The sequence below is a fragment of the Pseudomonas sp. H2_D02 genome, assembly GCF_054677635.1.
The window spans coordinates 1,606,717-1,628,824 of the sequence record NZ_CP162816.1 but is presented as its reverse complement, the minus strand read 5'-3'; the positions used below and the strand labels follow the sequence as shown (position 1 = coordinate 1,628,824).

The following is a 22,108-nucleotide window of genomic DNA, read 5'->3' as shown; positions in this document are numbered from 1 at the left end:
TCAAGCGGCAAGCTTCAAGCTAACGCGAATCTGCTTCTGCTTGTAGCTCGTCGCTTGCAGCTTGAAGCTGAATTCCTTTCATATGCCTTCCAAAACCGGTTGAGGTAGAATGCCCCCCTTTTCTGCCCCGATCCTTGAGGACCGCCATGTTCAGCCGTGATTTGACTATTGCCAAGTACGACGCCGATCTCTTTGCCGCCATGGAGCAAGAAGCTCAGCGCCAGGAAGAGCACATTGAGCTGATCGCTTCGGAAAACTACACCAGCCCCGCGGTGATGGAAGCTCAAGGCTCGGTACTGACCAACAAGTACGCCGAAGGCTACCCAGGCAAGCGCTACTACGGTGGTTGCGAGTATGTCGATGTGGTCGAGCAACTGGCCATTGACCGCGCCAAGGAGCTGTTCGGCGCCGACTACGCCAACGTCCAGCCACACGCTGGTTCCCAAGCCAACGCCGCCGTGTACCTGGCGCTGCTGTCGGCCGGCGACACCATCCTGGGCATGAGCCTGGCCCACGGCGGTCACCTGACCCACGGCGCCAGCGTTTCCTCCTCCGGCAAGCTGTACAACGCCGTCCAGTACGGTATCGACGGCAATGGCCTGATCGACTATGACGAAGTCGAGCGCCTGGCCCTCGAGCACAAGCCGAAAATGATCGTGGCCGGTTTCTCCGCCTACTCCCAGGTCCTCGACTTCCCGCGCTTCCGCGAAATCGCCGACAAGGTCGGTGCCTACCTGTTCGTCGACATGGCCCACGTTGCCGGCCTCGTCGCCGCTGGCGTGTACCCGAACCCGGTGCCGTTCGCCGACGTGGTGACCACCACCACCCACAAGACCCTGCGCGGTCCACGTGGCGGCCTGATCCTGGCTCGCGCCAACGCCGACATCGAGAAGAAGCTGAACTCCGCTGTCTTCCCGGGCGCCCAGGGTGGCCCGCTGGAGCACGTGATCGCCGCCAAGGCAATCTGCTTCAAGGAAGCCCTGCAACCTGAGTTCAAGGCGTACCAGCAGCAAGTCGTCAAGAACGCCAAGGCCATGGCCGGTGTGTTCATCGAACGCGGCTTCGACGTAGTGTCCGGCGGCACCGAGAACCACCTGTTCCTGCTGTCGCTGATCAAGCAGGAAATCTCCGGCAAAGACGCTGACGCAGCGCTGGGCAAAGCGTTCATCACCGTCAACAAGAACTCGGTACCCAACGATCCACGCTCCCCGTTCGTCACCTCGGGCCTGCGCTTCGGCACCCCGGCCGTGACCACTCGTGGCTTCAAGGAAGCCGAGTGCAAGGAACTGGCCGGCTGGATCTGCGACATCCTGGCGGACCTGAACAACGAAGCGGTGATCGACGCCGTGCGTGAGAAGGTCAAGGCCATCTGCAAGAAGCTGCCGGTGTACGGCGCTTAACAGCAGCTGCGACAAAAAAACCGGCCCCAGTGGCCGGTTTTTTTGTCGTTGGAAAACGAATGCCGCAGGCGCTGGCTTTCAGCGGAGCGCGGCTTCGAAGCCGGCGCGGATCTTTTCTTCAGGCAGTTCGTCGGCGATGAACACCATCACGCTTTCCCGGGTTTCGCCCGGCGCCCATTCGGTGTCCCAATCAAAACCGTACAGTTTGAGCACACCCTGGAACACCAATCGACGGGGCTCGCCCTCAATGTTCAACACACCTTTGTAGCGCAGCAGTTGCTTGCCGTGCTCTTCGAGCAACTGGTTCATGAACTCGCTGAGCTTTTCGATATCCAGCGCCCTGTCAGTACGCAGCACCAGGCTGCTGATGCGATCGCCCGTGGTTGCCTTGCCGACCGGTCGCAAGCTGAACCCGGTACCCAAGTCCGCATTGAGATTGAATCCACGAATGTCGAGCAACTCGGCCAGATCGATCTTGCCATGCTCGACCACCCGGATCGGTGCCCGCCGGTTGATTCGAGCCAGGCGCTCACCGAGTGCCTCGACCTGGCTTGAGTCCACCAGATCGGTTTTGCTCAGTAACAGACGGTCGGCGAATCCGACCTGGGCCTGGGCGATGGTTTGGGTCAGGTGGACATCAGCGTGGGCGGCATCCACCAAGGTCAGGATTCCGTCGAGGATGTAACGCTCGCGCAGGTCTTCGTCGATGAAAAATGTCTGGGCCACCGGGGCCGGATCGGCCAGGCCGGTGCATTCGATCACCAAACGATCGAAGTGGATCTCGCCGCTGTCCAGCCGTTCGAGCAACAGGTAAAGGGCTTTGGTCAGGTCGGTGTGAATGGTGCAGCACACGCAGCCGTTGGCCAGCGTCATGACTTGCACCGGCTCGTCACCCAGCAGTTGGGTGTCGATGCCGGCATCGCTGAATTCATTCTCGATCACTGCGATTTTCAAGCCGTGCTCGGCCTTGAGCAGATGACGCAGCAATGTGGTCTTGCCCGCACCGAGGAAGCCGCTGAGGATCGTGACCGGGATGGGAGAGGACAAACTGGATCTCCTTTGATACCTGAAAAGAAAGCTGATCCTGTGGGAGCGAGCCTGCTTGTGAAAGCGGTGGATCAGTCAAATCATCGCTAACTGACCCACCGCTTTCGCAAGCAAGCTCGCTCCCACAGGGGAATCGGTGTGCACGCAAATCTCGAAACCACCCAAAAACAACTGTGAGAGCGGGCTTGCTCGCGATGGCGTCAGGTCAGCCGAATTATCGTTGACTGACACTCCGCTTTCGCGAGCAAGCTCGCTCCCACAGGGGAACGGTGGTGTACACAAATCTTGAGACCAGCCCAAAACAACTGTGGGATAGACTCAGTTCAACAGCACTTCGGCCCACCCTTGCCGCCGTAACGGGCCTCCTGGCGTTCGCGGAAGAACGCCTCGTAGTCCATCATCGGCTTGTCCGGGTGCTTGGTTTGCATGTGCTCGACGTAGTTGTCGTAGTCGGGCATGCCGACCATCAGGCGGGCGGCCTGACCGAGGTATTTACCGAGGCGACTCAAGTCATTGAACATCGTTGCAATCCCCTATCAAGCGTCCGGCACGGCCTGGAATGGCGCTTCTTTGTCCGTGCGTTCTTTCGTGCCCCAGGCGGCGATGCCGACCTTGAGCGCGTAGAACAGGATGCTGAAGACCACGAACAGGAACAACACCGTCAGCGTTGCGTTGGTGTAGGCGTTGAACACCACGTGCTGCATCTGCTCGATGCTCTTGGCCGGGGCCAGGATCTGGCCGGCGGCCAGGGCATCGTTGTATTTGCGCGCCAGGGCCAGGAAGCCGATCGCCGGGTTGGCGTCGAACAGCTTGATCAGGCCCGCGGTGGTGGTGCAGATCAGCAGCCAGCTCGCCGGCAGCAGCGTGACCCAGACGTAGCGCTGGCGCTTCATCTTGATCAGCACCACGGTGGCGAGCATCAGCGCGATACCGGCCAGCATCTGGTTGGAGATGCCGAACAGCGGCCACAAGGTGTTGATGCCGCCCAGCGGGTCGATCACGCCCTGGTACAGCAAGTAGCCCCACAGCGCGACGCAGCCGGCGGTGGCGATCAGGTTGGCGGGCCAGGATTCGGTGCGCTTGAGCGAAGGCACGAACGAGCCGAGCAGGTCCTGGAGCATGAAGCGCCCGGCACGGGTGCCGGCGTCCACCGCGGTGAGGATGAACAGCGCTTCGAACAGGATCGCGAAGTGGTACCAGAACGCCATGGTGTTTTCACCCGGCAGCACCGAGTGCAGGATCTGCGCGATCCCGACCGCCAGGGTCGGCGCACCGCCGGCACGGGCCAGCACGGTGGTCTCGCCGATGTCCTTGGCCACCGCTTGCAGCGCGTCGGGGGTGATTGCGAAACCCCAGCTGCTGACGGTCTGGGCCACGGCCACCACGTCACCGCCGACGATCGCCGCCGGGCTGTTCATGGCGAAGTACACGCCCGGTTCGATCACCGAGGCAGCAACCATCGCCATGATGGCCACGAAGGATTCCATCAGCATGCCGCCGTAACCGATGTAGCGAGCGTTGGTTTCGTTATCCAGCAGCTTGGGCGTGGTGCCCGAGGAGATCAGCGCGTGGAAGCCCGAGACCGCGCCACAGGCGATGGTGATGAACAGGAACGGGAACAGGCCGCCCTTCCACACCGGCCCGGTGCCGTCGGTGAACTGGGTCAGCGCCGGCATTTTCAGCTCGGGCATGGTCACCAGGATGCCGATCGCCAGGGCGACGATGGTGCCGATCTTCAGGAAGGTCGACAGGTAGTCCCGTGGCGCGAGGATCAGCCACACCGGCAGCACCGCCGCGACAAAACCGTAGCCGATCAGCATCCAGGTGATCTGGATCCCGGTGAAGGTGAAGGCCTTGGCCCAGACCGGGTCGGCGGCGATTTGCCCGCCCAGCCAGATCGAACCCAGCAGCAACAGCACGCCGATGACCGAGATTTCACCGATGCGGCCCGGGCGGATGTAGCGCATGTAGATGCCCATGAACATCGCGATCGGGATGGTCGCCATCACCGTGAAGATCCCCCACGGGCTCTCGGCCAGGGCCTTGACCACGATCAGCGCCAGCACCGCGAGGATGATGATCATGATCAGGAAGCAGCCGAACAGCGCGATGGTGCCGGGAATGCGGCCCATTTCCTCGCGCACCATGTCGCCCAGGGAGCGCCCGTTGCGCCGGGTGGAGAGGAACAGGACCATGAAGTCCTGCACCGCACCGGCCAGCACCACGCCGGCGATCAGCCAGAGCGTGCCGGGCAAATAGCCCATCTGCGCCGCCAGCACCGGCCCGACCAGCGGCCCCGCGCCAGCAATGGCCGCGAAGTGGTGGCCGAAAAGAATGTGTTTGTTGGTCGGGACGTAGTCCAGGCCATCGTTGTTGAGCACGGCAGGCGTGGCCCGGCGCGCATCGAGTTGCATCACGTTGTTGGCGATGAAGAGGCTGTAGTAGCGGTAGGCGACCAGGTAGATGGCGACTGCCGCGACGACGATCCAGAGGGCGTTGATCGGCTCTCCGCGGCGCAAGGCCACGACGCCCAAGGCGCACGCTCCTAAGACGGCCAGCAGTAGCCAGGGCAGATGGCGTAGCAGGCTATTATTGTTTTTCATTTTTATATTCCGGCCAGGGTGGACAAGAAAGACAGCCACTGGAGTTTAGCGCTAACCCGCGCAAAGGCCATACCCCGACATTTGTCGGCCACTGACCGAACGGCAACGACGGCGCGCCAGTTGGGTCTATAGTCAGTGGATCATCAGGGGGAATGAGTAATGAGCGAACGCCGCCGCTTCGTACGAATTGAATTCCATGCCAAGACCGAGCTGAGCCAGGGGCCGTTCATCTGGCCGGTGAAGTTGCTGGATCTGTCCCTCAAGGGGCTACTGATCGAAAAGCCCCAGCCTTGGCTCGGAGATCCGGAGGAGCCGTTCATGGCGGACATCCACCTGAGCCCCGAGGCGGAGGTCAAGATGGAAGTCAGGTTGACTCATGATGACCATGGTCACCTGGGCTTCGTCTGCGAGCACATCGACTTGGATTCCATCGCCCACCTGCGTCGATTGGTAGAACTGAACCTGGCCGATCATGATGAACTGGAGCGGGAACTGGCGGCGCTGATCCAGATTTGAATACGCCGCGGCCCTCCTGTGGCGAGGGGATTTATCCCCGTTGGGCTGCGCAGCAGCCCCTCAGAAAAGCAACTCCAATCTAACTGACCCACCGAGTTGTCAGGTTCAGGGCTGCTCCGCAGCCCAGCGGGGATAAATCCCCTCGCCACAGATAAAATTCCATCACAGAGGCCTGCATCCGTCTCGACATTATTCGAACAGCGCATCCAACGCCTGCTCCAGGCGTGTCACCGCAATAATCTGCAACCCCGCCGGTGCTTCCTTCGGCGCGTTGCCCTTGGGCACGATGGCGCGCTTGAAGCCGTGCTTGGCCGCCTCCTTGAGCCGCTCCTGCCCACTGGGCACCGGCCGCACTTCGCCCGAAAGCCCCACTTCGCCAAACACCAACAGATCATGGGGCAGCGGTCGATTGCGCAGGCTGGACATGACGGCCGCCATCAATGCCAGGTCGGACGCGGTCTCCAGCACCTTGACCCCGCCCACCACGTTGAGGAATACGTCCTGGTCATGCGTAGGAATCCCGCCGTGCCGGTGCAGGACAGCCAACAGCATGGCCAGCCGGTTCTGATCCAGCCCCAAGGTGACCCGGCGCGGGTTCGCCAGGTGGCTGTCATCCACCAACGCCTGCACTTCCACCAGCATCGGGCGGGTGCCTTCCCAGGTGGCCATGACCACGCTGCCTGGCACTTCCTCCTGGGCTCGCGTCAGAAAAATCGCCGAAGGGTTGGATACTTCCTTCAGGCCCCGGTCAGTCATGCCGAAAACGCCCAACTCGTTGACGGCGCCAAAACGGTTCTTCACCGCCCTCAGCAAACGCAGGCGCCCATCGGATTCGCCTTCGAAATACAACACCGTGTCCACCATGTGCTCCAGCACGCGCGGCCCCGCCAGCGCGCCTTCCTTGGTGACGTGGCCTACCAGGAAGATCGCCGTGCCGCTCTGCTTGGCGTAGCGCACCAGCAACGCCGCGCTCTCGCGTACCTGAGACACGCCGCCCGGAGCCGATTGCAGTTGTTCGGTGAAAATGGTCTGGATCGAGTCGATCACCATGACCTTGGGTTTTTCCAGGCGCGCCGTGGCGATGATCGTTTCGATACAAGTCTCGGTCATCACCCGCAGTTGATCCTGGGGCAAGCCCAAACGCCGGGCGCGCATGGCGACTTGTTGCTGGGATTCTTCGCCGGTCACGTAAAGGGCGGGCATGCGCGTGGCGAGGTTGCACAGGGTTTGCAGCAGGATGGTGGATTTGCCTATGCCAGGGTCGCCGCCAATCAACACCACCGAACCGTCCACCAGGCCGCCGCCCAGCACACGGTCCAGCTCGCCGGACGCGGTAGAGAAGCGCGGGATTTCCTCGACGCTGACTTCGGCCAGGGTCTTGATCTGCGCTTGTTGGCCGGCCCACCCGGTGCGGCCGGTAGGCGCCGCCGCCCCGCCGCTCTCCACCATGGTTTCGGTCAGGGTGTTCCAGGCCCCACATTCGCTGCATTGGCCAGCCCATTTGGGAAAGGTCGAGCCGCACTCGGTGCAGCCGTACATGCGCTTTGCCTTGGCCATCTGAACTCCGGGTAAAAACCGCGATGATAACAGCCGGGCTTTACTGCGGGGCCGGCATTCTGATTTCACCCTTTGCCAGGCCAGCCGCGGTATTGCCCAGCGGATCCCTGGCATCCAGGTCGGCGCCCTTGGCCTTCAGGGCGTCGAGCAACTCATCGCGCTTGAACAGGCCGGCATACATCGCCGCAGTCTGTCCGGCACCGTTGCGTTGGTCGGGGCTGCAGTCGGTCGACAATAAACGCCGCGCGATCTGCACTTCGCCCTTGAAAATGGCGCCCATCAGCGCCGTGTTGCCACGTTTGTCCTGGGCGCAGGCATCCGCCCCGGCAGCCAGCAGCCGTTCCACCGCCGGCCCGTGGCCGTGATAAGCCGCCAGGATCAGCGCGGTGTAGCCCTTTTCGTCGCGAGTATCGAGCGAGTAGCCGGCCTCTATGAACGTATTGAGCATCGGCACATCGCCCCGGCGGGCGGCGTCGAAATAATAGTCTTGCAACTGTTCCCGCACCCCGGCCGTGTCGGCGGGCGGAACCTGATCAGCCAGCACAGCCCATGACCCAGTGGCGAATATCAGTAAAAGGAATTTACGCATCGTGGCCTCTCCATACGATTCCAGACAGGGGGAGCCGACCAGCTCGTCTCCCCCCGGTGGATCAGTCGTTCAGCTTCTCGGCCAACGCCTTGACCCGCGCCAGATCGCCCTTGGCGACACGGGCCACGCCGGTGCCGTATTCAGGGTCAGCCTTGTAGAGGAACGACAGGATGATGTGCTTGCTCTCATCGTCGGTGGTCGCCAATGACCCGCCGAAACTTTCGATCAGGTCATCACGCTCTTTCTTGCCGAACGAACGGTACAGATCACCGGCCTGCTTGAAATTCTGCTCACGCTGGATTTTCGCCTGCTGGGTACTGCCGGTCAGCTCGGTCTGGCTATAGCGCGCAGCGGACTGCTCTTCACGTGGCAGCAGCCGGCTCGGCTGATAATTCACGCCGGTACTGCTGCTGCCAGCATTCATCGCGCCGTCCTGGTTACCGTTATTGACGGCGACCTTGGGGGCGTTGATGGGCAATTGCAACGCGTTCGGCCCGACCCGGTACATTTGCGTATCGGCATAAGAAAACACCCGGCCCTGCAACAGGCGATCTTCCGAAGGTTCAATGCCCGGCACCAGGTTGGCGGGCGCCATCGCCACTTGTTCGGTTTCCTGGAATACATTTGCCGGGTTGCGATTCAAGACCATTTGTCCAACTTTTCGCTCAGGCACATCCGGCCAGATCTTGGTGGCGTCCAGTGGGTCGAAGTCGAACGTGGACAAGTCCTGCGGCTTGAGTACCTGGACGTACAAGTCCCACTTGGGAAAGTTGCCCTTGTTGATATGACTGACCAAGTCATTGGTCATGTGGCTGTAATCCTGCCCCTGTACTTTCACGACTTCTTTCGGGTCGAGATTCTTCAGCCCCTGCAAACTTTTCCAATGAAACTTCACATAACTGATCTCGCCCTTGGCATTGATCAGTTTGTAAGCATGCACGCCGTTACCGTCCATTTCACGATAACTGGCTGGCGTGCCGGAGTTGGAATACAGCTCTGTCAGCGTGCGAGTCGCTTCCGGGACATGGGAAAAGAAATCGAAACGACGGGAGTCATCGTCCAGGTTAGTTCGCGGGTCAGGTTTGAACGCGTGCACCATGTCGGGAAACTTGATGGCGTCGCGAATGAAGAATGTCGGGAAGTTATTACCCACCAGATCCCAGTTGCCATCGGCGGTATAGAACTTGGTGGCAAAGCCACGAGGGTCGCGCAACGTCTCCGGCGAATGATTGCCGTGCACCACGGCGGAAAAGCGCACGAACACCGGCGTGACTTGCCCAGCGGCGAAGACCTTCGCCTTGGTCAAGTCGCTCAGGTCATTGGAGACAGTAAATTCGCCATGGGCCCCGGTACCACGGGCATGCACGACACGCTCGGGGATGCGCTCACGGTCAAAACGCTGGAGCTTCTGGATAAGTTGCACATCCTGCAGCAAGGTCGGGCCATTGGGGCCTGCGGTTTGCGAGTTCTGGTTGTCGCCTACCGCCGCGCCATTGTCGCGGGTCAAGGTGGCGGCATTGACGGACAGGGAAAACAGGCTGGCGGTGAGCACAACAAGTGAGCGACGACCGGACATGGCGCCGAGGCCTGGGGAAATGTTCATTGGCGTTTCCTCTGATTTTATAGAGCGCATCCATGTGCGCCTTTCAGAGGCTAGTGCCCGAAAATCCAAAACCTAAATAGAAATGCCATACCGCATTGATAGAAAAAACGGTGTAGGGAATCGGGCTGAAACCGCGTATCACGCGCGATTGGTGGCACTTTGTAAACTTTTCACAGGCTGCCGAGTCGATAAACAGGCCAGCAAATGTAAGCAGGCATGTCGAGCGATCCACGTTTGGCTGGCTTACACTGCGGGTACCTACTTATCTGTCACAAGGAATAACTCATGGGCGTGCTAAGCGAGTTCAAGGCCTTCGCGGTCAAAGGCAATGTCGTCGACATGGCCGTCGGGATTATCATCGGTGCCGCTTTTGGCAAGATTGTTTCGTCATTCGTGGGTGACGTGGTCATGCCTCCGATCGGCCTTTTGATCGGCGGGGTGGACTTCAGCGACCTGGCCATCACACTCAAGGCCGCCCAAGGCGATACGCCGGCCGTCGTGCTGGCCTACGGCAAGTTCATCCAGAGCATGGTGGACTTCATCATCGTCGCGTTCGCCATTTTCATGGGCGTCAAGGCCATCAACCGCCTCAAGCGCGAAGAGGCCGTTGCCCCGAGCGCGCCCCCCGTCCCCACCAAGGAAGAACAATTGCTGAGCGAAATTCGCGACCTGCTCAAGGCCCAAAACGAACGGCCCTGAGCATTCACGCAAATAAAAAATGGCGTCCACTGGACGCCATTTTCCTTACCAGTAGTTTTCCACCGCCACCTGCCCAGGCCGGCGAGTGAGGCTCAGTTGCAGGCCCTTGGCCTTGAGCAGCTTGCGTGTGTCGTCGATCATTTGCGGATTGCCGCACAGCATGACGCGCGAGTGCTCCGGCGTCAGCGTGACATTGGCGGCTCGCTCCAATTCGCCATTTTCAATCAGCGTGGTGATTCGCCCATTCAACGCGGCCGGATGCTGGTCGCGGGTGACCGTTGGAATGAACCGAAACTTATGGGCGTATTCGGCAAGATAATCACGCTGGGTCAACCCTTCGATCAACGCCTGATAGGCCAGCTCCCGTCCTTCGCGAACGCTATAGACCAGGATGATTCGCTCGAATTTTTCCCAGACCTCGAAGTCCTGGAGGATTGAGAGAAACGGCGCAACGCCGGTGCCCGTGGACAAAAGCCACAAGTCCCGTCCATCCACGAAACGGTCCAGGGTCAGGTAACCAAAGGCCTGGCGTTCGACCAATAGACAATCACCGGGCTTGAGGCGGCTGAGCTCGCTGGTGAACTCTCCGTCCGGGACGACGATGGAAAAAAACTCGAGGAATTCGTCAAAGGGTGACGACACCATGGAATAGGCGCGCCACACGGTCGTACCGTCCGCCTTGACGACCCCAAGCCGGGCGAACTGGCCTGCCCGAAAGCGAAAGCCGCGATCTCGGGTGGTACGCAATGTAAACAGATGAGGCGTCAGGGGTTGCACGTCGATCAGCGTCTGGCGGGTAAACTTTTCTGCGCTGTCAGTCATGGGCGACTCCAATGGGACAAGACTCTAGTGTCCCGCAAAGTCGCCACGTTAACCACCGAGAAGAAGGATAGCATTAAGCTATCAACTCAGGTCCTGCCGGGAAAAATCTTCTAGCAGAGTTATACAGAACTAAAATCATGTATCGAAAAAACGAAATAGCCGTGAGTTATTTAGTAGCAACAAGTACAAGTGAAAAGAAAAAATTCTAACTAGAGCGTAGGATAAGTCCTACACTCTTTCTCGCATCACCGATTGGATCCGCTTCGCGGTATGTCACCCCAGGAGAATGCGATGGACGAATGGAAAGATTTGCAACTAAGAAAACTATCGTGTGAACAGGACTTGCAAAAAGCCTATCGCCTGGTCATGAATTTCTTTAATAATCAGGGCTTTGAATACTGTGCCTTTACAGCTTATTCAGGACTGCCAGGTCGATGTGCCAGCAAGATAAACCTCAATAATTATCCTTATGGATGGGACAGGCTCTATGAACAAAATGGTTACGCTGCTAACGATCCACTAGTGGCGCACTGCAATCAATCCGCTCTGCCTATTCTATGGGACGAACATGTTTTTTCCGAAGCCCCCAAGTTGCGGGAGGACTTAGTTCGACAGGGCCTCAGGTATGGCTGGACCCAAGCTGTCCATGATGAAAAGAGTTCTTGCTACAGCTTGTTCAGCCTCGCCAGGACTCATTGCCGTATTGACGCAGAAGAGCATTATGGGAACCTCGGCTACGCCATTTTTGCCAGCCAGAAGCTGCATACGCTGGCGAGCAAAAAATTGGCCAGGCTGCCTTCGCCAAAGACATGTCCTCTCTCGCCTCGCGAAATTGAAGTATTGAGATGGTCCGCCGAAGGCAAGACCGCCTCGGAAGTCGGCAGGATCCTTTGCCTTTCCGAACGCACCGTGAACTTCCATGTGTGTAGCTGCATGCGCAAATTGAACGTGACCAATAAAATCTCGGCGGTGGCCAAGGCGGCCCATACTCACGTGATTTGAACAGCGGGTCAGGTTGCGAACCTGAAAACCCGCGAGTAATGCCTTGCGAAAAAACGTAACATTCGCGGCTCCACTTGAATGATGACGCGCCTACCACGCGACGCAGTTCATTCAGGCGGCCCCGCTGACACACCTGCCACCAGGCAGCGGGACATTCGTTGATTTGCCAGAGTCCCAGCCATGCCTTTGCTTGACAGTCCCTTCGCCAAACTCGACCTGATCCGCCAGCCCGAACAGCAGAACGAACCGCTGCAGGCTTTCGACGCGGCCGACGAATACCTGCTTGCGTACCTGGCCGAGCAACAACCGTGCGCCGGTACCCACGTGTTGGTACTCAATGACAGCTTCGGCGCCCTGGCTGCCAGCCTTACCGGCAAAGTGCAGGTCACCAGCAGCGGGGACTCGTTCCTGGCCTTCCAGGCATTGGAGAAAAACCTGGTACGCAACGGCCTGCCCTTCGATGCGGTGCCGACCGTGCCCGCCAGTGAACCGGTGGCCGGCCCCTTCGACCGAGTGCTGGTGAAAGTCCCCAAGACCCTGGCCCTGCTGGAGGAACAACTGATCCGGCTGCAAGGCCAACTGGCGCCAGGTTCGCAAGTCATTGCCGCGGCGATGGTCAAGCATCTGCCCCGGGCCGCCGGTGAGTTGCTGGAACGTTACATCGGCCCCGTCCAGGCCTCGCTGGCGGTCAAGAAGGCTCGCCTGTTGATTGCCACGCCACAAGCCAAGCCACCGGCCACCTCCCCTTATCCCACGCGTTATGGCTTGGACGAGCCGAAAATCGAGCTGCTCAACCACGCCAACGTGTTCTGTCGCGAAGGGCTGGACATCGGCACCCGTGCCTTCCTGCCGCACCTGCCAAAAAACCTGGGCTCGGCGCGGGTCGCGGACCTGGGTTGCGGCAACGGCGTGCTGGCCATCGCCAGCGCCCTGGCAAACCCGGACGCTCGCTACACCCTGGTGGACGAGTCATACATGGCCGTGCAATCGGCCGCCGAAAACTGGCGGGCCGCCCTGGGTGAGCGCGAAGTTGTCGTGAGGGCGGGAGACGGCTTGGCCGGGCAAGAAGCGCAGTCCCTGGATGTGGTGCTGTGCAACCCGCCCTTCCACCAGCAGCAAGTGGTGGGCGACTTCCTCGCCTGGCGCATGTTCCAGCAAGCCCGCGAAGCGCTGGTGGTCGGCGGCGCCCTGTACATCGTCGGCAACCGGCACCTGGGCTACCACAGCAAGCTGGCGCGCCTGTTTCGGGGCGTCGAGCAAGTGGCCGCCACGCCGAAGTTCGTGATTCTCAAGGCTCGCAAATAGGCTGGATCAGTGAGTCGTCAGCCCCGCTGCGTTCATGAACATCCGCATCAGGCTGGCGACCACAAACAGCGCCAGCACACTGCCAGCCCAAATCACCGCCAGCCAACCGAGCCGCTGCCATAACGGTTTTTTCTCAGCGGCCTCGATGTCCTTCAAGTCAGGCTTGGCCATGCTCGGCACCTCGCAGGTCGATCAATGGTAGCCGTCGTCATGGGTCACCTTGCCGCGGAACACGTAGTAGCTCCAGAAGGTGTACACCAGGATCAACGGAATGATGAACAACGTGCCGACCAGCATGAAGCCCTGGCTCTGTGGCGGTGACGCGGCGTCCCAGATCGAAATGGACGGCGGCACGATGTTCGGCCACAGGCTGATGCCCAGGCCGCTGTAGCCGAGGAAAATCAGTACCAGCGTCAGGATGAATGGCGTGTAGTTGGCATTGCGGGCCACGGCGCGGAACAACCCGTACATGGTCACGAGCACCAGGATCGGTACCGGCAGGAACCAGAACAGGTTCGGCAGGGTAAACCAGCGGGCCGCGATATCGGCGTGGGCCAGCGGCGTCCAGATACTGACGATGCCGATCACCGCCAGTACCACGAAGGCCAGCGGCCTCGCCAGATCGTGCATCTGTTCCTGCAATTTGCCTTCGGTCTTCATGATCAGCCAGGTACAGCCGAGCAAGGCGTAGGCGGCAATCAGCGCCAGGCCACAGAACATCGTGAATGGCGTGAACCAGTCCAGGGAGCCGCCAGCGTATTGGCGATTGACCACCTCGAAGCCGTCGATGAACGCCCCCAGCGCAACGCCCTGGAAGAACGTCGCCGTCAGCGAACCACCGATGAACGCCTTGTCCCACAAGTGCCGCTTCTCGGCCCTGGCCTTGAAGCGAAACTCGAACGCCACGCCCCGGAAGATCAGGCCGATGAGCATCAGGATCAGCGGCAGGTACAACGCCGAGAGCACCACCGAATAGGCCAGCGGGAACGCCCCGAACAGCCCGGCGCCGCCCAGCACCAGCCAGGTTTCGTTACCGTCCCAGACCGGCGCGACGGTGTTCATCATCACGTCGCGGTCGCGCTCGCCCTTGACGAAGGGGAAGAGAATGCCGATGCCCAGGTCGAAGCCGTCCATGATTACGTACATCATGATGCCGAAGATGATGACCACGGCCCAGATCAGCGGAAGATCAATACCCATGACTCAATTCCCCTTGTGCGAGCTGTCGTTGTGGTCCACTTCGTCGTCGCCTTCGTTGGCCGCCGACAATGGACGGGCCGGGGTGCGTTTCTGGCCAGGGCCACCATCGGTCGGCTCGGCTTCGTGGGCCACCGGGCCCTTGCGCACCAGGCGCATCATGTAGCTCAGGCCCGCGCCAAACAGGGCGAAATACACCACCACGAACATGACCAGGGTGAAACTCATTTGCGCAAAGCTATGGCCGGACGAAGCATCGGCGGTGCGCATCAAGCCGTAGACCACCCACGGCTGACGCCCGATCTCCGTAGTGAACCAGCCCGCCAGAATCGCAATAAGTCCGGACGGCCCCATCCACAGCACCAAATGCAGGAAGGGTCTGGACTGATAGAGCCGGTGACCGCGACGCAACCAGAGGCTGCACAGGCCGGTGAAGATCATCAGGAAACCCAGGCCCACCATGACCCGGAACGACCAGAACACAATGGTCGAATTCGGCCGGTCCTCAGGCGGGAACTCCTTGAGGGCCGGCACTTGATCGGTCAAGGAGTGCGTCAGGATCAAGCTGCCCAGGTACGGGATCTCCACGGCGTATTTGGTTTTTTCTGCCTTCATGTCGGGCCAGCCGAACAGGATCAGCGGCGTGGGCTCGTCGCCGACATTCTCCCAGTGGCCTTCGATCGCGGCAATTTTCGCCGGTTGATGCTTGAGGGTATTGAGGCCATGGAAGTCGCCGATGACCGCTTGTACCGGCGCCACCAGCAAGGCCATCCACATGGCCATCGACAACATGCGGCGCACGGCCGGATTGTCGCGGCCGCGCAGCAAGTGCCAGGCCGCCGATGAGCCGACGAAAAACGCCGTGGCCACAAAGGCCGCGACCGACATGTGCATCAGCCGGAACGGGAACGAAGGGTTGAACACCACCGCCAGCCAGTCCACCGGAATGACCCGCCCATCAACGATTTCGTAGCCCTGCGGGGTTTGCATCCAGCTATTGGAGGACAGGATCCAGAACGTCGAGATCAGCGTGCCGATCGCCACCATGACGGTGGAAAAGAAGTGCAGGCCGCGGCCGACGCGATTCCAGCCGAACAGCATCACACCGAGGAAACCCGCTTCGAGGAAGAACGCCGTGAGCACTTCATAGGTCAGCAGCGGCCCGGTTACAGCACCGGCGAAGTCCGAGAAACGGCTCCAGTTGGTGCCGAACTGATACGCCATGACCAGCCCGGACACCACGCCCATGCCGAAGTTGACGGCAAAGATTTTCGACCAGAAGTGGTACAGGTCGCGGTAGGTATCGTCCCGCGTCTTGAGCCACAGGCCTTCGAGTACCGCCAGGTAACTCGCCAGGCCGATGGTGATGGCCGGGAACAGGATGTGGAACGAGATCGTGAACGCAAACTGGATTCGGGCGAGATCGAGCGCCTCCAAACCGAACATAAGTCTTCCTCTGTCAGGTAAAACCGGCTGCGGGCGGGGCTTGCACCACAGCCCCCAGGGATATGGAGTGCGATGCTTTTAAAATCGTTCTTTTTTAAACCGTCACAACGCAGGACTCTGGCCGGATGGCCGCCAGCACAACGCCCCGAAAGGGAATTGACCTGGGTCAAGCAATGCTCAAAGAGTAGTCGCATATCGACCGATGGACGGCGTGGTCTTTTGTCGCGTGACAGGTTGTCTCAGTGCCAAAACCCAGCCCCAAATCCAGATTTCCCGAACCTGCAGGGACCTCGCCACAAATGTTCCCTCAAGCCAATATCGATGTTTGGCTAACTATTTTTCCAACCACCGCAACTTCCAGTTACAGCTCGGTGATAATCTCGTGGCCTTCATCACCGGACCCCGTCGCAGATGCCCAGCCAAGCACCGTTGCTGCTCCGTCACCATCGTCCCTTCATCGCCTTCTGGCTGGCCCGGATATTCACCGCCAGCGGTTTCCAGATGCTCACCGTGGCCATCGGCTGGAACCTTTATCAACTGACCGGCAACGTCCTCGACCTCGGGCTGGTCGGCCTTGTGGAATTCGCCCCGCGCGTACTGTTCATGCTTCACACCGGGCATGTGGCGGATCGATACGATCGACGCAAAGTCGCCGCGATCTGCCAATCATTGCAGGCGATGATCGCCCTGGCCCTGGCGATTGGCAGCGCCACCGACCACATCACGCGGGAGATGATCTTCATCCTCGCCTTCCTGCTCGGCGCGGCCCGGTCCTTCGAAATGCCGACCACCCAGGCCTTGCTGCCGAGCATCGTCCCGGCTGCGCTGTTTCCCCGGGCCGTGGCCGCCGCGCAATCGGCCCAGCAATCGGCGACCATCGTCGCCCCGGCCCTTGGCGGTCTGCTGTATGCCTTCGGCAGTGTCTGGGTCTATGGGCCGACCGTGCTGCTCTACATCATTGCCTGTTGCCTGATGCTCAACCTGCCTGCCAGGCAGACGCCGCTGAACAAAGGCAAGGCGACCCTCGACTCGCTGTTGGCCGGTATTCGCTTCATTCGCAGCCGCCCGGACATCCTCGGGGCGATCTCCCTGGACCTGTTCGCGGTGCTGCTGGGGGGCGCAACCGCGTTGCTACCGGTATTCGCCAAGGACATCCTGCTCACCGGGCCCTGGGGCCTGGGCCTGTTGCGTTCGGCGCCAGCGGTCGGTGCCCTGCTGATGTCGCTGTGGCTGGCGCGCTTCGCCGTAGAGCGCAAGGTCGGCCGGGTGATGTTCACCGCCGTGGGGGTGTTCGGTGTCGCCACCATCGCGTTCGGCCTCTCCACGTCATTCTGGTTTTCCCTCGCGGTGCTGGTGGTGCTGGGCGCGGCCGACATGATCAGCATGGTGATCCGCGCCTCCTTCGTACAGCTGGAAACGCCGGACGAGATGCGCGGACGGGTCAGCGCAGTGAATGGCTTGTTCATCGGCGCGTCGAACCAGTTGGGCGAATTCGAATCCGGCCTCACCGCCCATTGGTTCGGCACCGTGCCGGCAGTGGTCATGGGCGGCGTCGGCACCCTGTTGGTGACCGGGGTCTGGATCAAACTGTTCCCGACCCTGGCCCACCGCGACCGGATGCACGAACCGGTGGACGACGCAAAAGCCTAGGCTCGGTACGAAATGTATCCGCACTCGCCCATACTGCGTTGAAACGGGGCTCGGAATGCTCATGTACTCCAGTACACTGCGCTTCCTCGCCCCGTTTCGCCTTGTCTGGCCTTCGCGCGAACACATTTCGTACAGAGCCTAGAGCAACTTGTCCAGGGTGATCGGGAAGTCCCTCACCCGTTTGCCCGTGGCGTGGTAAATCGCATTCGCCACTGCGGCAGCCACGCCGACAATGCCGATCTCACCGACGCCCTTGGAACCGAGGGCGTTGACGATCTCGTCATGTTCCTCGACAAAAATCACGTCTATGTCGCCGATATCGGCGTTGACCGGCACGTGGTATTCGGCCAGGTTGTGGTTCATGTGTCGGCCCAGGGCGTGGTCCGTCAGGGTTTCTTCATGCAGCGCCATGCCGACGCCCCAGACCACGCCACCGAGGATCTGGCTGCGGGCGGTTTTCGGATTGATTACCCGTCCGGCGGCAATCGCGCTGACGACCCGATTGACCTTCACCGTGCCGAGGTCTTCGTCCACCAGCACTTCAGCGAATACGGCCGAGTGCGTCGCGGTGGCGTAGGCCTGGCGTTTCTCGTCCGGCCCGGCGGAGACCTCGGCCTGCAACGGCATTTCACCGCTTTTGCGCGCCAGCTCCGACAGCGCGACACGGGCCGCGCCCATGCGCAGCTCACCGTCGGCAAACGTGACCTGTTCAAGGGTCGCGGCGCTGAACTCAGGGCAGGACTGCCGGGCCACAGCGAGCAGTTTTTCCCTGACCGCTTCACAGGCCTGCTGCACCGCCGTCCCCACGGACGAGACGGTAAACGAACCGCCCTGCAGCGGAGCCGTCGGAAGCGACGAGTCACCCAGAACAAAGGTGACGTTCTCAAGGGAAACGCCTGACGCCTCGGCGGCAATCTGAGTCATGACCGTGTAGGTACCGGTGCCGATATCGGTGGTCGCGCTGCTGACGGTCAACTTGCCATCGGCGTCCAGCGATGCCCGGGCGCTGGCCTTCTGCTGCATGGCTTCCCACACGCCGCCGGCCATGCCCCAGCCCACCAGTTGCCGGTCCTTGCGCATGCTGCGCGGTTCCGGGTTGCGCTTGTCCCAGCCGAAACGCTTGGCACCTTCGGCGTAACAGGCCCGCAGTTCCTTGCTGGAATACGGCTTGCCCTCGTTTTCGTTGCGCTCGGCGTAGTTGATCAGGCGCAACTGCACCGGGTCGATTGCCAAGGCACAGGCCAACTCGTCCATGGCGCATTCCAGGCCGATCAACCCAAGGGCCGCGCCCGGCGCGCGCATGTCCAGCGGCGTGTAGACGTCCAGCGGCGCCAGCTTGTAGGTCAACGTCACGTTGTCGCAGTGATAGAGCATGCCGCTCCACTCCACGACGTGTTCGGTGAAGTCTTCGAAACGCGAGGTCTGGCCGATGGCGGAGTGCGCCACGGCGAGCAACCTGCCGTTGGCGGCGGCGCCCAGTTGGAGGCGCTGGAAGGTTCGTGGCCGATAGCCAAAGGTAAACATCTGCTGGCGCGTCAGGCTCACGCGTACCGAGCGTTTCAGCGCCAGCGCGGCCATCACCGCCAGCGGCAATTGGTATTGCGGCCGCAGTCCGGAACCGAAGGCGCCGCCTACGAACGCGGCAAACACCCGCACGTGTTCCTTCTCCAGGCCGAACACTTTTTGCACATACTGCTGGCAGTTCTGCGCGCCTTGGGTCTTGTCGTGGATATTCAGGCTGCCGTCGGGTTGATACAGCACGGTGGAGGCGTGAGGCTCCATCGGGTTGTGATGCTCAACCGGGGTGCTGTAGGACACATCCACGCTCAACGCCGAACTGGCGTACTCGCCCTGAAAATTCCCACGGGGCTTGGGCAATTCGGCTGGCGCCGGATGGGCTTCGTTTTGCTGGATGGTCAGGTCGGTCTGATGCGCCTCGGCTTCGTACTCGATGTCCACGAGCGAGCCGGCATAACGGGCCAGTTCCAGGTTCTCGGCCACCACCAGGGCCAGCGGCTGGCCGCTGTAGAGAATCCGCTCGTTGAACAGCGGCCGGAACGGTGAGCCCTCCGCCGCATCGGCATCCTGGTAGGGCTCGTCGTAACTGGCGATTCTCGGGCGATTGGTGTGGTCGATCACCGCGACGACGCCCGGCAGCGCCAACGCCCGCGACGCATCGATGCGCACGACGCGACCGCGGGCAATCGCGCTGGACACCACGCTGCCGTGCAACAAGCCAAGTTCGGGGTATTCACCGGCATAACGGGCGCGACCGGTCACCTTGAGCAGGCCATCGACGCGGTCCAGCGGTTGCCCTATGGTTTTGCTCTGTGCGTTCATCGGGCGGTTCCTCCCACCAGTGCCGCTTCGCTCAAGGCGCGGACGATCGCCCGTCGCGCCAGTTTGACCTTGAAGCCGTTGTGCGCCAGCGGTTCAGCGTCCTGCAGCAGCGCATCGGCGGCGGCCGTGAAGGTTTCACGGCTGACGACCTGGCCTGCCAGCCAGCTCTCCACCGCCCGGTCGCGCCAAGGCTTGTGTGCCACGCCGCCGAGGGCCAGGCGCGCCTGTCGGATCACCGGTCCGTCCAGCTCCAGCGCCGCCGCCACCGACACCAGCGCGAAAGCATAGGACGCCCGGTCGCGGATTTTCAGGTAATGGCTGTGTTCGGCGAAACCGGCGGGCGGCAGCTCGATGTAGGTGATCAGCTCGTCATCGGCCAGTTGATTGTCCCGGTCCGGAGCGTCGCCGGGCAGACGATGGAAATCGGCGAACTCGATGGTCCGTGGACCACCGCGCCCCAGCACATGGACCACCGCATCAAGGGCCGCCAGGGCCACGCACATGTCTGAGGGATGCGTCGCGACGCACTGCTCACTGGCTCCCAGGATTGCGTGTATCCGATTCAAGCCGCTTCGGGCCGGGCATCCACTGCCGGGCCTGCGTTTGTTGCAGGGCACGCTGGCGTCATAAAAATAGTAACAACGGGTGCGCTGCAACAGATTGCCACCCGTGCTGGCCATGTTGCGCAACTGCGGCGAAGCACCGGCGAGGATGGCCTGGGAAAGCAACGGATAACGGCGCTCGATCCAAGGATGCCAGGCCAGGTCGGCATTGCTCACCAGCGCGCCGATCATCACCCCGCCCGAGGGCGTTTCGCTGAGGTCGGCCAAGGGCAGGCCGGTGATATCGATCAGATGCTCGGGGCGGGTGAGGTTTTCCTTCATCAGATCCAGCAGATTGGTGCCGCCAGCGATGAAGCGCGAATGGGCACTCGACAGTTCCACGGCCGCCCGCAGCGTATCGGGCTTGCTGTAGCGAAAGGGATTCACGACTCACCTCCCGTCTGCTGGCAGAGCGGCAGGGCTTCTTCAATGGCATCGCGGATGTTGTTATAGGCACCGCACCGGCAGAGATTGCCGCTCATCAGCTCGCTGATTTCAGCCGAGCCCTGCGCCCTGCCCTCGTTGGCCAAGCCCACCGCCGAACAGATCTGCCCTGGCGTGCAGTAACCACACTGGAAGGCGTCATGCTTGATGAATGCACGTTGCATGGGATGCAATTCATCGCCATCCGCCAAGCCCTCGACAGTGGTCAGCTCGGCGCCATCGCACATTATCGCCAGGGTCAGGCAGGCGTTGATCCGCTTGCCGTCGCGCAGCACCGTGCAGGCACCGCACTGGCCGTGGTCACAGCCCTTCTTGCTGCCTACCAGGTCCAACTGCTCGCGCAGCAGGTCCAGCAGCGTGGTCCAGGGCAACACTTGCAACTCGCGCACCGCGCCATTGAGGGTCAGACGTATGGGATGAGGGACGAAGGACGCCGGCGTCGCTTCGGACAAAGTCGCGCTCATGGAACACCTCACGGTTAGTCGTACACGCGGCGTTTTGGGAAACCACCGTCATAAGGGGTACGACTTCGGGGTGTGGTGAGCGTTCAAGGCGATTGAATGACGAAACACTGCCGTCTGCTGCGCAGCCGGGCGGGAGCAAGCTCCCTCGCCACGAGACTGCGCAGGTTTTTGAAGTGTCAGGCCAACAGTTCAGCCGCTACCACGCTCCTCACCCCTTTACCGGCAAGTGCTTCCACCAGCGCAAGGGCAAACACCAGGGCGGCGGCGGAACCCTGGGCGGTGATGCAATTGCCGTCCACCACCACCGGTTGATCGACGAAGCTGCACCCGGACAGTTGCTGACTGACCGCAGGCAGGCAGGTCATGCGACGCTGGCGCAGGACGCCGAATGCCTGGAGCACCAACGCCGGGGCTTCGGCGATGGCGGCAAACAAGCGCCCGGCCGCGGCCTGGTCCTTGACCAACTGCTGCAAGGGCTGATGGGCGGCCAGGTGCTGCGCGCCGATGATGCCGCCGGGCAGGACGATCAGGTCGAAATCCTGCACCAGCACGTCCACCAGCATGCCGTCGGCGGTCAGGCGCGTGCCGCGTGCGCAAGTCAGCATGCGACGACCTTCGATACTCGCCACCACCACTTCAAGCTGCGCGCGACGCAACACGTCGATCAGCGTCACCGCCTGCAAGTCATCGACGCCTTCGGCCACGGCGATCAGGGCTCGGGGGATCTTGGTTCCAGGAATCATGGGCGCTCTCCACTGGGTGATGCTTGTAGTGTAGGAGTTGTCGAAGGCTGCGATCTTTTGATAGGCGCTTGAGATTCAA

20 protein-coding genes are annotated in these 22,108 nt (G+C 61.2%); 6 read left to right on the top strand and 14 right to left on the bottom strand.

All coding sequences use genetic code 11. The features are described 5' to 3' along the window. The first annotated feature begins 146 nt into the window (after positions 1 to 146). The gene (gene glyA, locus AB4N42_RS07440) at positions 147 to 1,400 is read left to right on the top strand and encodes a serine hydroxymethyltransferase (RefSeq protein ID WP_030140299.1); all 1,254 of its coding nucleotides are present in this window, start codon (positions 147 to 149) and stop codon (positions 1,398 to 1,400) included. Positions 1,401 to 1,478: 78 nt separating this feature from the next. On the opposite strand, the gene yjiA is transcribed toward glyA, so the two are convergent. From yjiA to AB4N42_RS07425, 3 genes are all read right to left on the bottom strand, one after another. Beyond that, complete coding sequence (gene yjiA / locus AB4N42_RS07435; RefSeq protein WP_460116038.1) at positions 1,479 to 2,447, bottom strand: GTPase; 969 nt, start codon at positions 2,445 to 2,447, stop codon at positions 1,479 to 1,481. A gap of 323 nt (positions 2,448 to 2,770) precedes the next feature. Then, positions 2,771 to 2,968 carry a YbdD/YjiX family protein gene (locus AB4N42_RS07430; protein ID WP_003182142.1) on the bottom strand — a complete coding sequence of 66 codons (198 nt, stop codon included), beginning with the start codon at positions 2,966 to 2,968 and terminating at the stop codon, positions 2,771 to 2,773. Positions 2,969 to 2,983: 15 nt separating this feature from the next. Continuing rightward, complete coding sequence (locus AB4N42_RS07425) at positions 2,984 to 5,050, bottom strand: carbon starvation CstA family protein (RefSeq protein ID WP_431144464.1); 2,067 nt, start codon at positions 5,048 to 5,050, stop codon at positions 2,984 to 2,986. A 159-nt stretch (positions 5,051 to 5,209) separates the two neighbouring features. On the opposite strand from AB4N42_RS07425, the gene AB4N42_RS07420 reads away from it, so the two are divergent. Further along, positions 5,210 to 5,566: a PilZ domain-containing protein gene (locus AB4N42_RS07420; protein WP_217860379.1), complete on the top strand. Its 357-nt coding sequence runs from the start codon at positions 5,210 to 5,212 to the stop codon at positions 5,564 to 5,566. Positions 5,567 to 5,755: 189 nt separating this feature from the next. Here AB4N42_RS07420 and radA read toward each other — a convergent pair whose 3' ends face one another. From radA to katB, 3 genes are all read right to left on the bottom strand, one after another. Further along, entirely contained in the window at positions 5,756 to 7,123 is a 1,368-nt protein-coding gene (radA, locus tag AB4N42_RS07415) for a DNA repair protein RadA (protein WP_030140305.1), read from the bottom strand. 40 nt (positions 7,124 to 7,163) lie between these two features. After that, complete coding sequence (locus AB4N42_RS07410) at positions 7,164 to 7,712, bottom strand: ankyrin repeat domain-containing protein (RefSeq protein WP_030140306.1); 549 nt, start codon at positions 7,710 to 7,712, stop codon at positions 7,164 to 7,166. Positions 7,713 to 7,773: 61 nt separating this feature from the next. Beyond that, positions 7,774 to 9,288 carry a catalase KatB gene (katB, locus tag AB4N42_RS07405; RefSeq protein WP_410002290.1) on the bottom strand — a complete coding sequence of 505 codons (1,515 nt, stop codon included), beginning with the start codon at positions 9,286 to 9,288 and terminating at the stop codon, positions 7,774 to 7,776. A gap of 312 nt (positions 9,289 to 9,600) precedes the next feature. Here katB and mscL point away from each other — a divergent pair, with 312 nt between their 5' ends. Next, positions 9,601 to 10,014: a large-conductance mechanosensitive channel protein MscL gene (mscL, locus tag AB4N42_RS07400; protein ID WP_181289472.1), complete on the top strand. Its 414-nt coding sequence runs from the start codon at positions 9,601 to 9,603 to the stop codon at positions 10,012 to 10,014. 45 nt (positions 10,015 to 10,059) lie between these two features. Here the strand turns inward: mscL and AB4N42_RS07395 are convergent, their stop codons facing one another. Continuing rightward, a complete protein-coding gene (locus tag AB4N42_RS07395) occupies positions 10,060 to 10,836 on the bottom strand; it encodes a ferredoxin--NADP reductase (protein ID WP_460116037.1) in 777 nt (258 codons plus the stop codon). 291 nt (positions 10,837 to 11,127) lie between these two features. Between AB4N42_RS07395 and AB4N42_RS07390 the strand changes: the two genes are divergently transcribed. Then, the gene (locus AB4N42_RS07390; protein WP_460116036.1) at positions 11,128 to 11,838 is read left to right on the top strand and encodes an autoinducer binding domain-containing protein; all 711 of its coding nucleotides are present in this window, start codon (positions 11,128 to 11,130) and stop codon (positions 11,836 to 11,838) included. 180 nt (positions 11,839 to 12,018) lie between these two features. After that, entirely contained in the window at positions 12,019 to 13,143 is a 1,125-nt protein-coding gene (locus AB4N42_RS07385) for a methyltransferase (RefSeq protein ID WP_460116035.1), read from the top strand. Between the two features lie 6 nt (positions 13,144 to 13,149). Here AB4N42_RS07385 and AB4N42_RS07380 read toward each other — a convergent pair whose 3' ends face one another. The 3 genes from AB4N42_RS07380 to AB4N42_RS07370 are packed head-to-tail and all read right to left on the bottom strand — an operon-like array spanning position 13,150 to position 15,786. Then, positions 13,150 to 13,314 (bottom strand): DUF2474 domain-containing protein, encoded by a 165-nt coding sequence (locus tag AB4N42_RS07380; protein ID WP_080628560.1) that lies wholly within the window; start codon positions 13,312 to 13,314, stop codon positions 13,150 to 13,152. Between the two features lie 21 nt (positions 13,315 to 13,335). Then, on the bottom strand, positions 13,336 to 14,343 hold the full coding sequence (gene cydB / locus AB4N42_RS07375; RefSeq protein WP_030140312.1) for a cytochrome d ubiquinol oxidase subunit II: 1,008 nt from the start codon (positions 14,341 to 14,343) through the stop codon (positions 13,336 to 13,338). Positions 14,344 to 14,346: 3 nt separating this feature from the next. Further along, positions 14,347 to 15,786 (bottom strand): cytochrome ubiquinol oxidase subunit I, encoded by a 1,440-nt coding sequence (locus AB4N42_RS07370; RefSeq protein ID WP_030140313.1) that lies wholly within the window; start codon positions 15,784 to 15,786, stop codon positions 14,347 to 14,349. 411 nt (positions 15,787 to 16,197) lie between these two features. On the opposite strand from AB4N42_RS07370, the gene AB4N42_RS07365 reads away from it, so the two are divergent. After that, positions 16,198 to 17,436 carry an MFS transporter gene (locus tag AB4N42_RS07365; protein WP_460116034.1) on the top strand — a complete coding sequence of 413 codons (1,239 nt, stop codon included), beginning with the start codon at positions 16,198 to 16,200 and terminating at the stop codon, positions 17,434 to 17,436. A gap of 138 nt (positions 17,437 to 17,574) precedes the next feature. Here the strand turns inward: AB4N42_RS07365 and AB4N42_RS07360 are convergent, their stop codons facing one another. From AB4N42_RS07360 to AB4N42_RS07345, 4 genes are all read right to left on the bottom strand, one after another. Further along, positions 17,575 to 19,776 carry a xanthine dehydrogenase family protein molybdopterin-binding subunit gene (locus tag AB4N42_RS07360; protein ID WP_460116033.1) on the bottom strand — a complete coding sequence of 734 codons (2,202 nt, stop codon included), beginning with the start codon at positions 19,774 to 19,776 and terminating at the stop codon, positions 17,575 to 17,577. Continuing rightward, positions 19,773 to 20,765 carry an FAD binding domain-containing protein gene (locus AB4N42_RS07355; protein ID WP_460116032.1) on the bottom strand — a complete coding sequence of 331 codons (993 nt, stop codon included), beginning with the start codon at positions 20,763 to 20,765 and terminating at the stop codon, positions 19,773 to 19,775. The genes AB4N42_RS07360 and AB4N42_RS07355 overlap by 4 nt, the downstream gene beginning before the upstream one ends. Then, a complete protein-coding gene (locus AB4N42_RS07350; protein ID WP_198798299.1) occupies positions 20,762 to 21,286 on the bottom strand; it encodes a (2Fe-2S)-binding protein in 525 nt (174 codons plus the stop codon). The genes AB4N42_RS07355 and AB4N42_RS07350 overlap by 4 nt, the downstream gene beginning before the upstream one ends. Before the next feature lie 176 nt (positions 21,287 to 21,462). Further along, complete coding sequence (locus tag AB4N42_RS07345) at positions 21,463 to 22,029, bottom strand: DJ-1 family glyoxalase III (protein ID WP_030140318.1); 567 nt, start codon at positions 22,027 to 22,029, stop codon at positions 21,463 to 21,465. Between the last annotated feature and the right edge of the window lie 79 nt (positions 22,030 to 22,108).

Excerpts from the sequence above, each read along its gene's own strand:
- AB4N42_RS07350 (WP_198798299.1), bottom strand. The coding sequence starts at position 21,286 with ATGAGCGCGACTTTGTCCGAAGCGACGCCGGCGTCCTTCGTCCCTCAT.
- cydB (WP_030140312.1), bottom strand. The coding sequence starts at position 14,343 with ATGGGTATTGATCTTCCGCTGATCTGGGCCGTGGTCATCATCTTCGGC.
- AB4N42_RS07370 (WP_030140313.1), bottom strand. The coding sequence starts at position 15,786 with ATGTTCGGTTTGGAGGCGCTCGATCTCGCCCGAATCCAGTTTGCGTTC.
- AB4N42_RS07365 (WP_460116034.1), top strand. The coding sequence starts at position 16,198 with ATGCCCAGCCAAGCACCGTTGCTGCTCCGTCACCATCGTCCCTTCATC.
- AB4N42_RS07420 (WP_217860379.1), top strand. The coding sequence starts at position 5,210 with ATGAGCGAACGCCGCCGCTTCGTACGAATTGAATTCCATGCCAAGACC.
- AB4N42_RS07360 (WP_460116033.1), bottom strand. The coding sequence starts at position 19,776 with ATGAACGCACAGAGCAAAACCATAGGGCAACCGCTGGACCGCGTCGAT.
- mscL (WP_181289472.1), top strand. The coding sequence starts at position 9,601 with ATGGGCGTGCTAAGCGAGTTCAAGGCCTTCGCGGTCAAAGGCAATGTC.
- AB4N42_RS07345 (WP_030140318.1), bottom strand. The coding sequence starts at position 22,029 with ATGATTCCTGGAACCAAGATCCCCCGAGCCCTGATCGCCGTGGCCGAA.
- AB4N42_RS07395 (WP_460116037.1), bottom strand. The coding sequence starts at position 10,836 with ATGACTGACAGCGCAGAAAAGTTTACCCGCCAGACGCTGATCGACGTG.
- AB4N42_RS07410 (WP_030140306.1), bottom strand. The coding sequence starts at position 7,712 with ATGCGTAAATTCCTTTTACTGATATTCGCCACTGGGTCATGGGCTGTG.
- katB (WP_410002290.1), bottom strand. The coding sequence starts at position 9,288 with ATGTCCGGTCGTCGCTCACTTGTTGTGCTCACCGCCAGCCTGTTTTCC.
- AB4N42_RS07385 (WP_460116035.1), top strand. The coding sequence starts at position 12,019 with ATGCCTTTGCTTGACAGTCCCTTCGCCAAACTCGACCTGATCCGCCAG.
- radA (WP_030140305.1), bottom strand. The coding sequence starts at position 7,123 with ATGGCCAAGGCAAAGCGCATGTACGGCTGCACCGAGTGCGGCTCGACC.
- AB4N42_RS07380 (WP_080628560.1), bottom strand. The coding sequence starts at position 13,314 with ATGGCCAAGCCTGACTTGAAGGACATCGAGGCCGCTGAGAAAAAACCG.
- glyA (WP_030140299.1), top strand. The coding sequence starts at position 147 with ATGTTCAGCCGTGATTTGACTATTGCCAAGTACGACGCCGATCTCTTT.
- AB4N42_RS07390 (WP_460116036.1), top strand. The coding sequence starts at position 11,128 with ATGGACGAATGGAAAGATTTGCAACTAAGAAAACTATCGTGTGAACAG.
- AB4N42_RS07425 (WP_431144464.1), bottom strand. The coding sequence starts at position 5,050 with ATGAAAAACAATAATAGCCTGCTACGCCATCTGCCCTGGCTACTGCTG.
- AB4N42_RS07430 (WP_003182142.1), bottom strand. The coding sequence starts at position 2,968 with ATGTTCAATGACTTGAGTCGCCTCGGTAAATACCTCGGTCAGGCCGCC.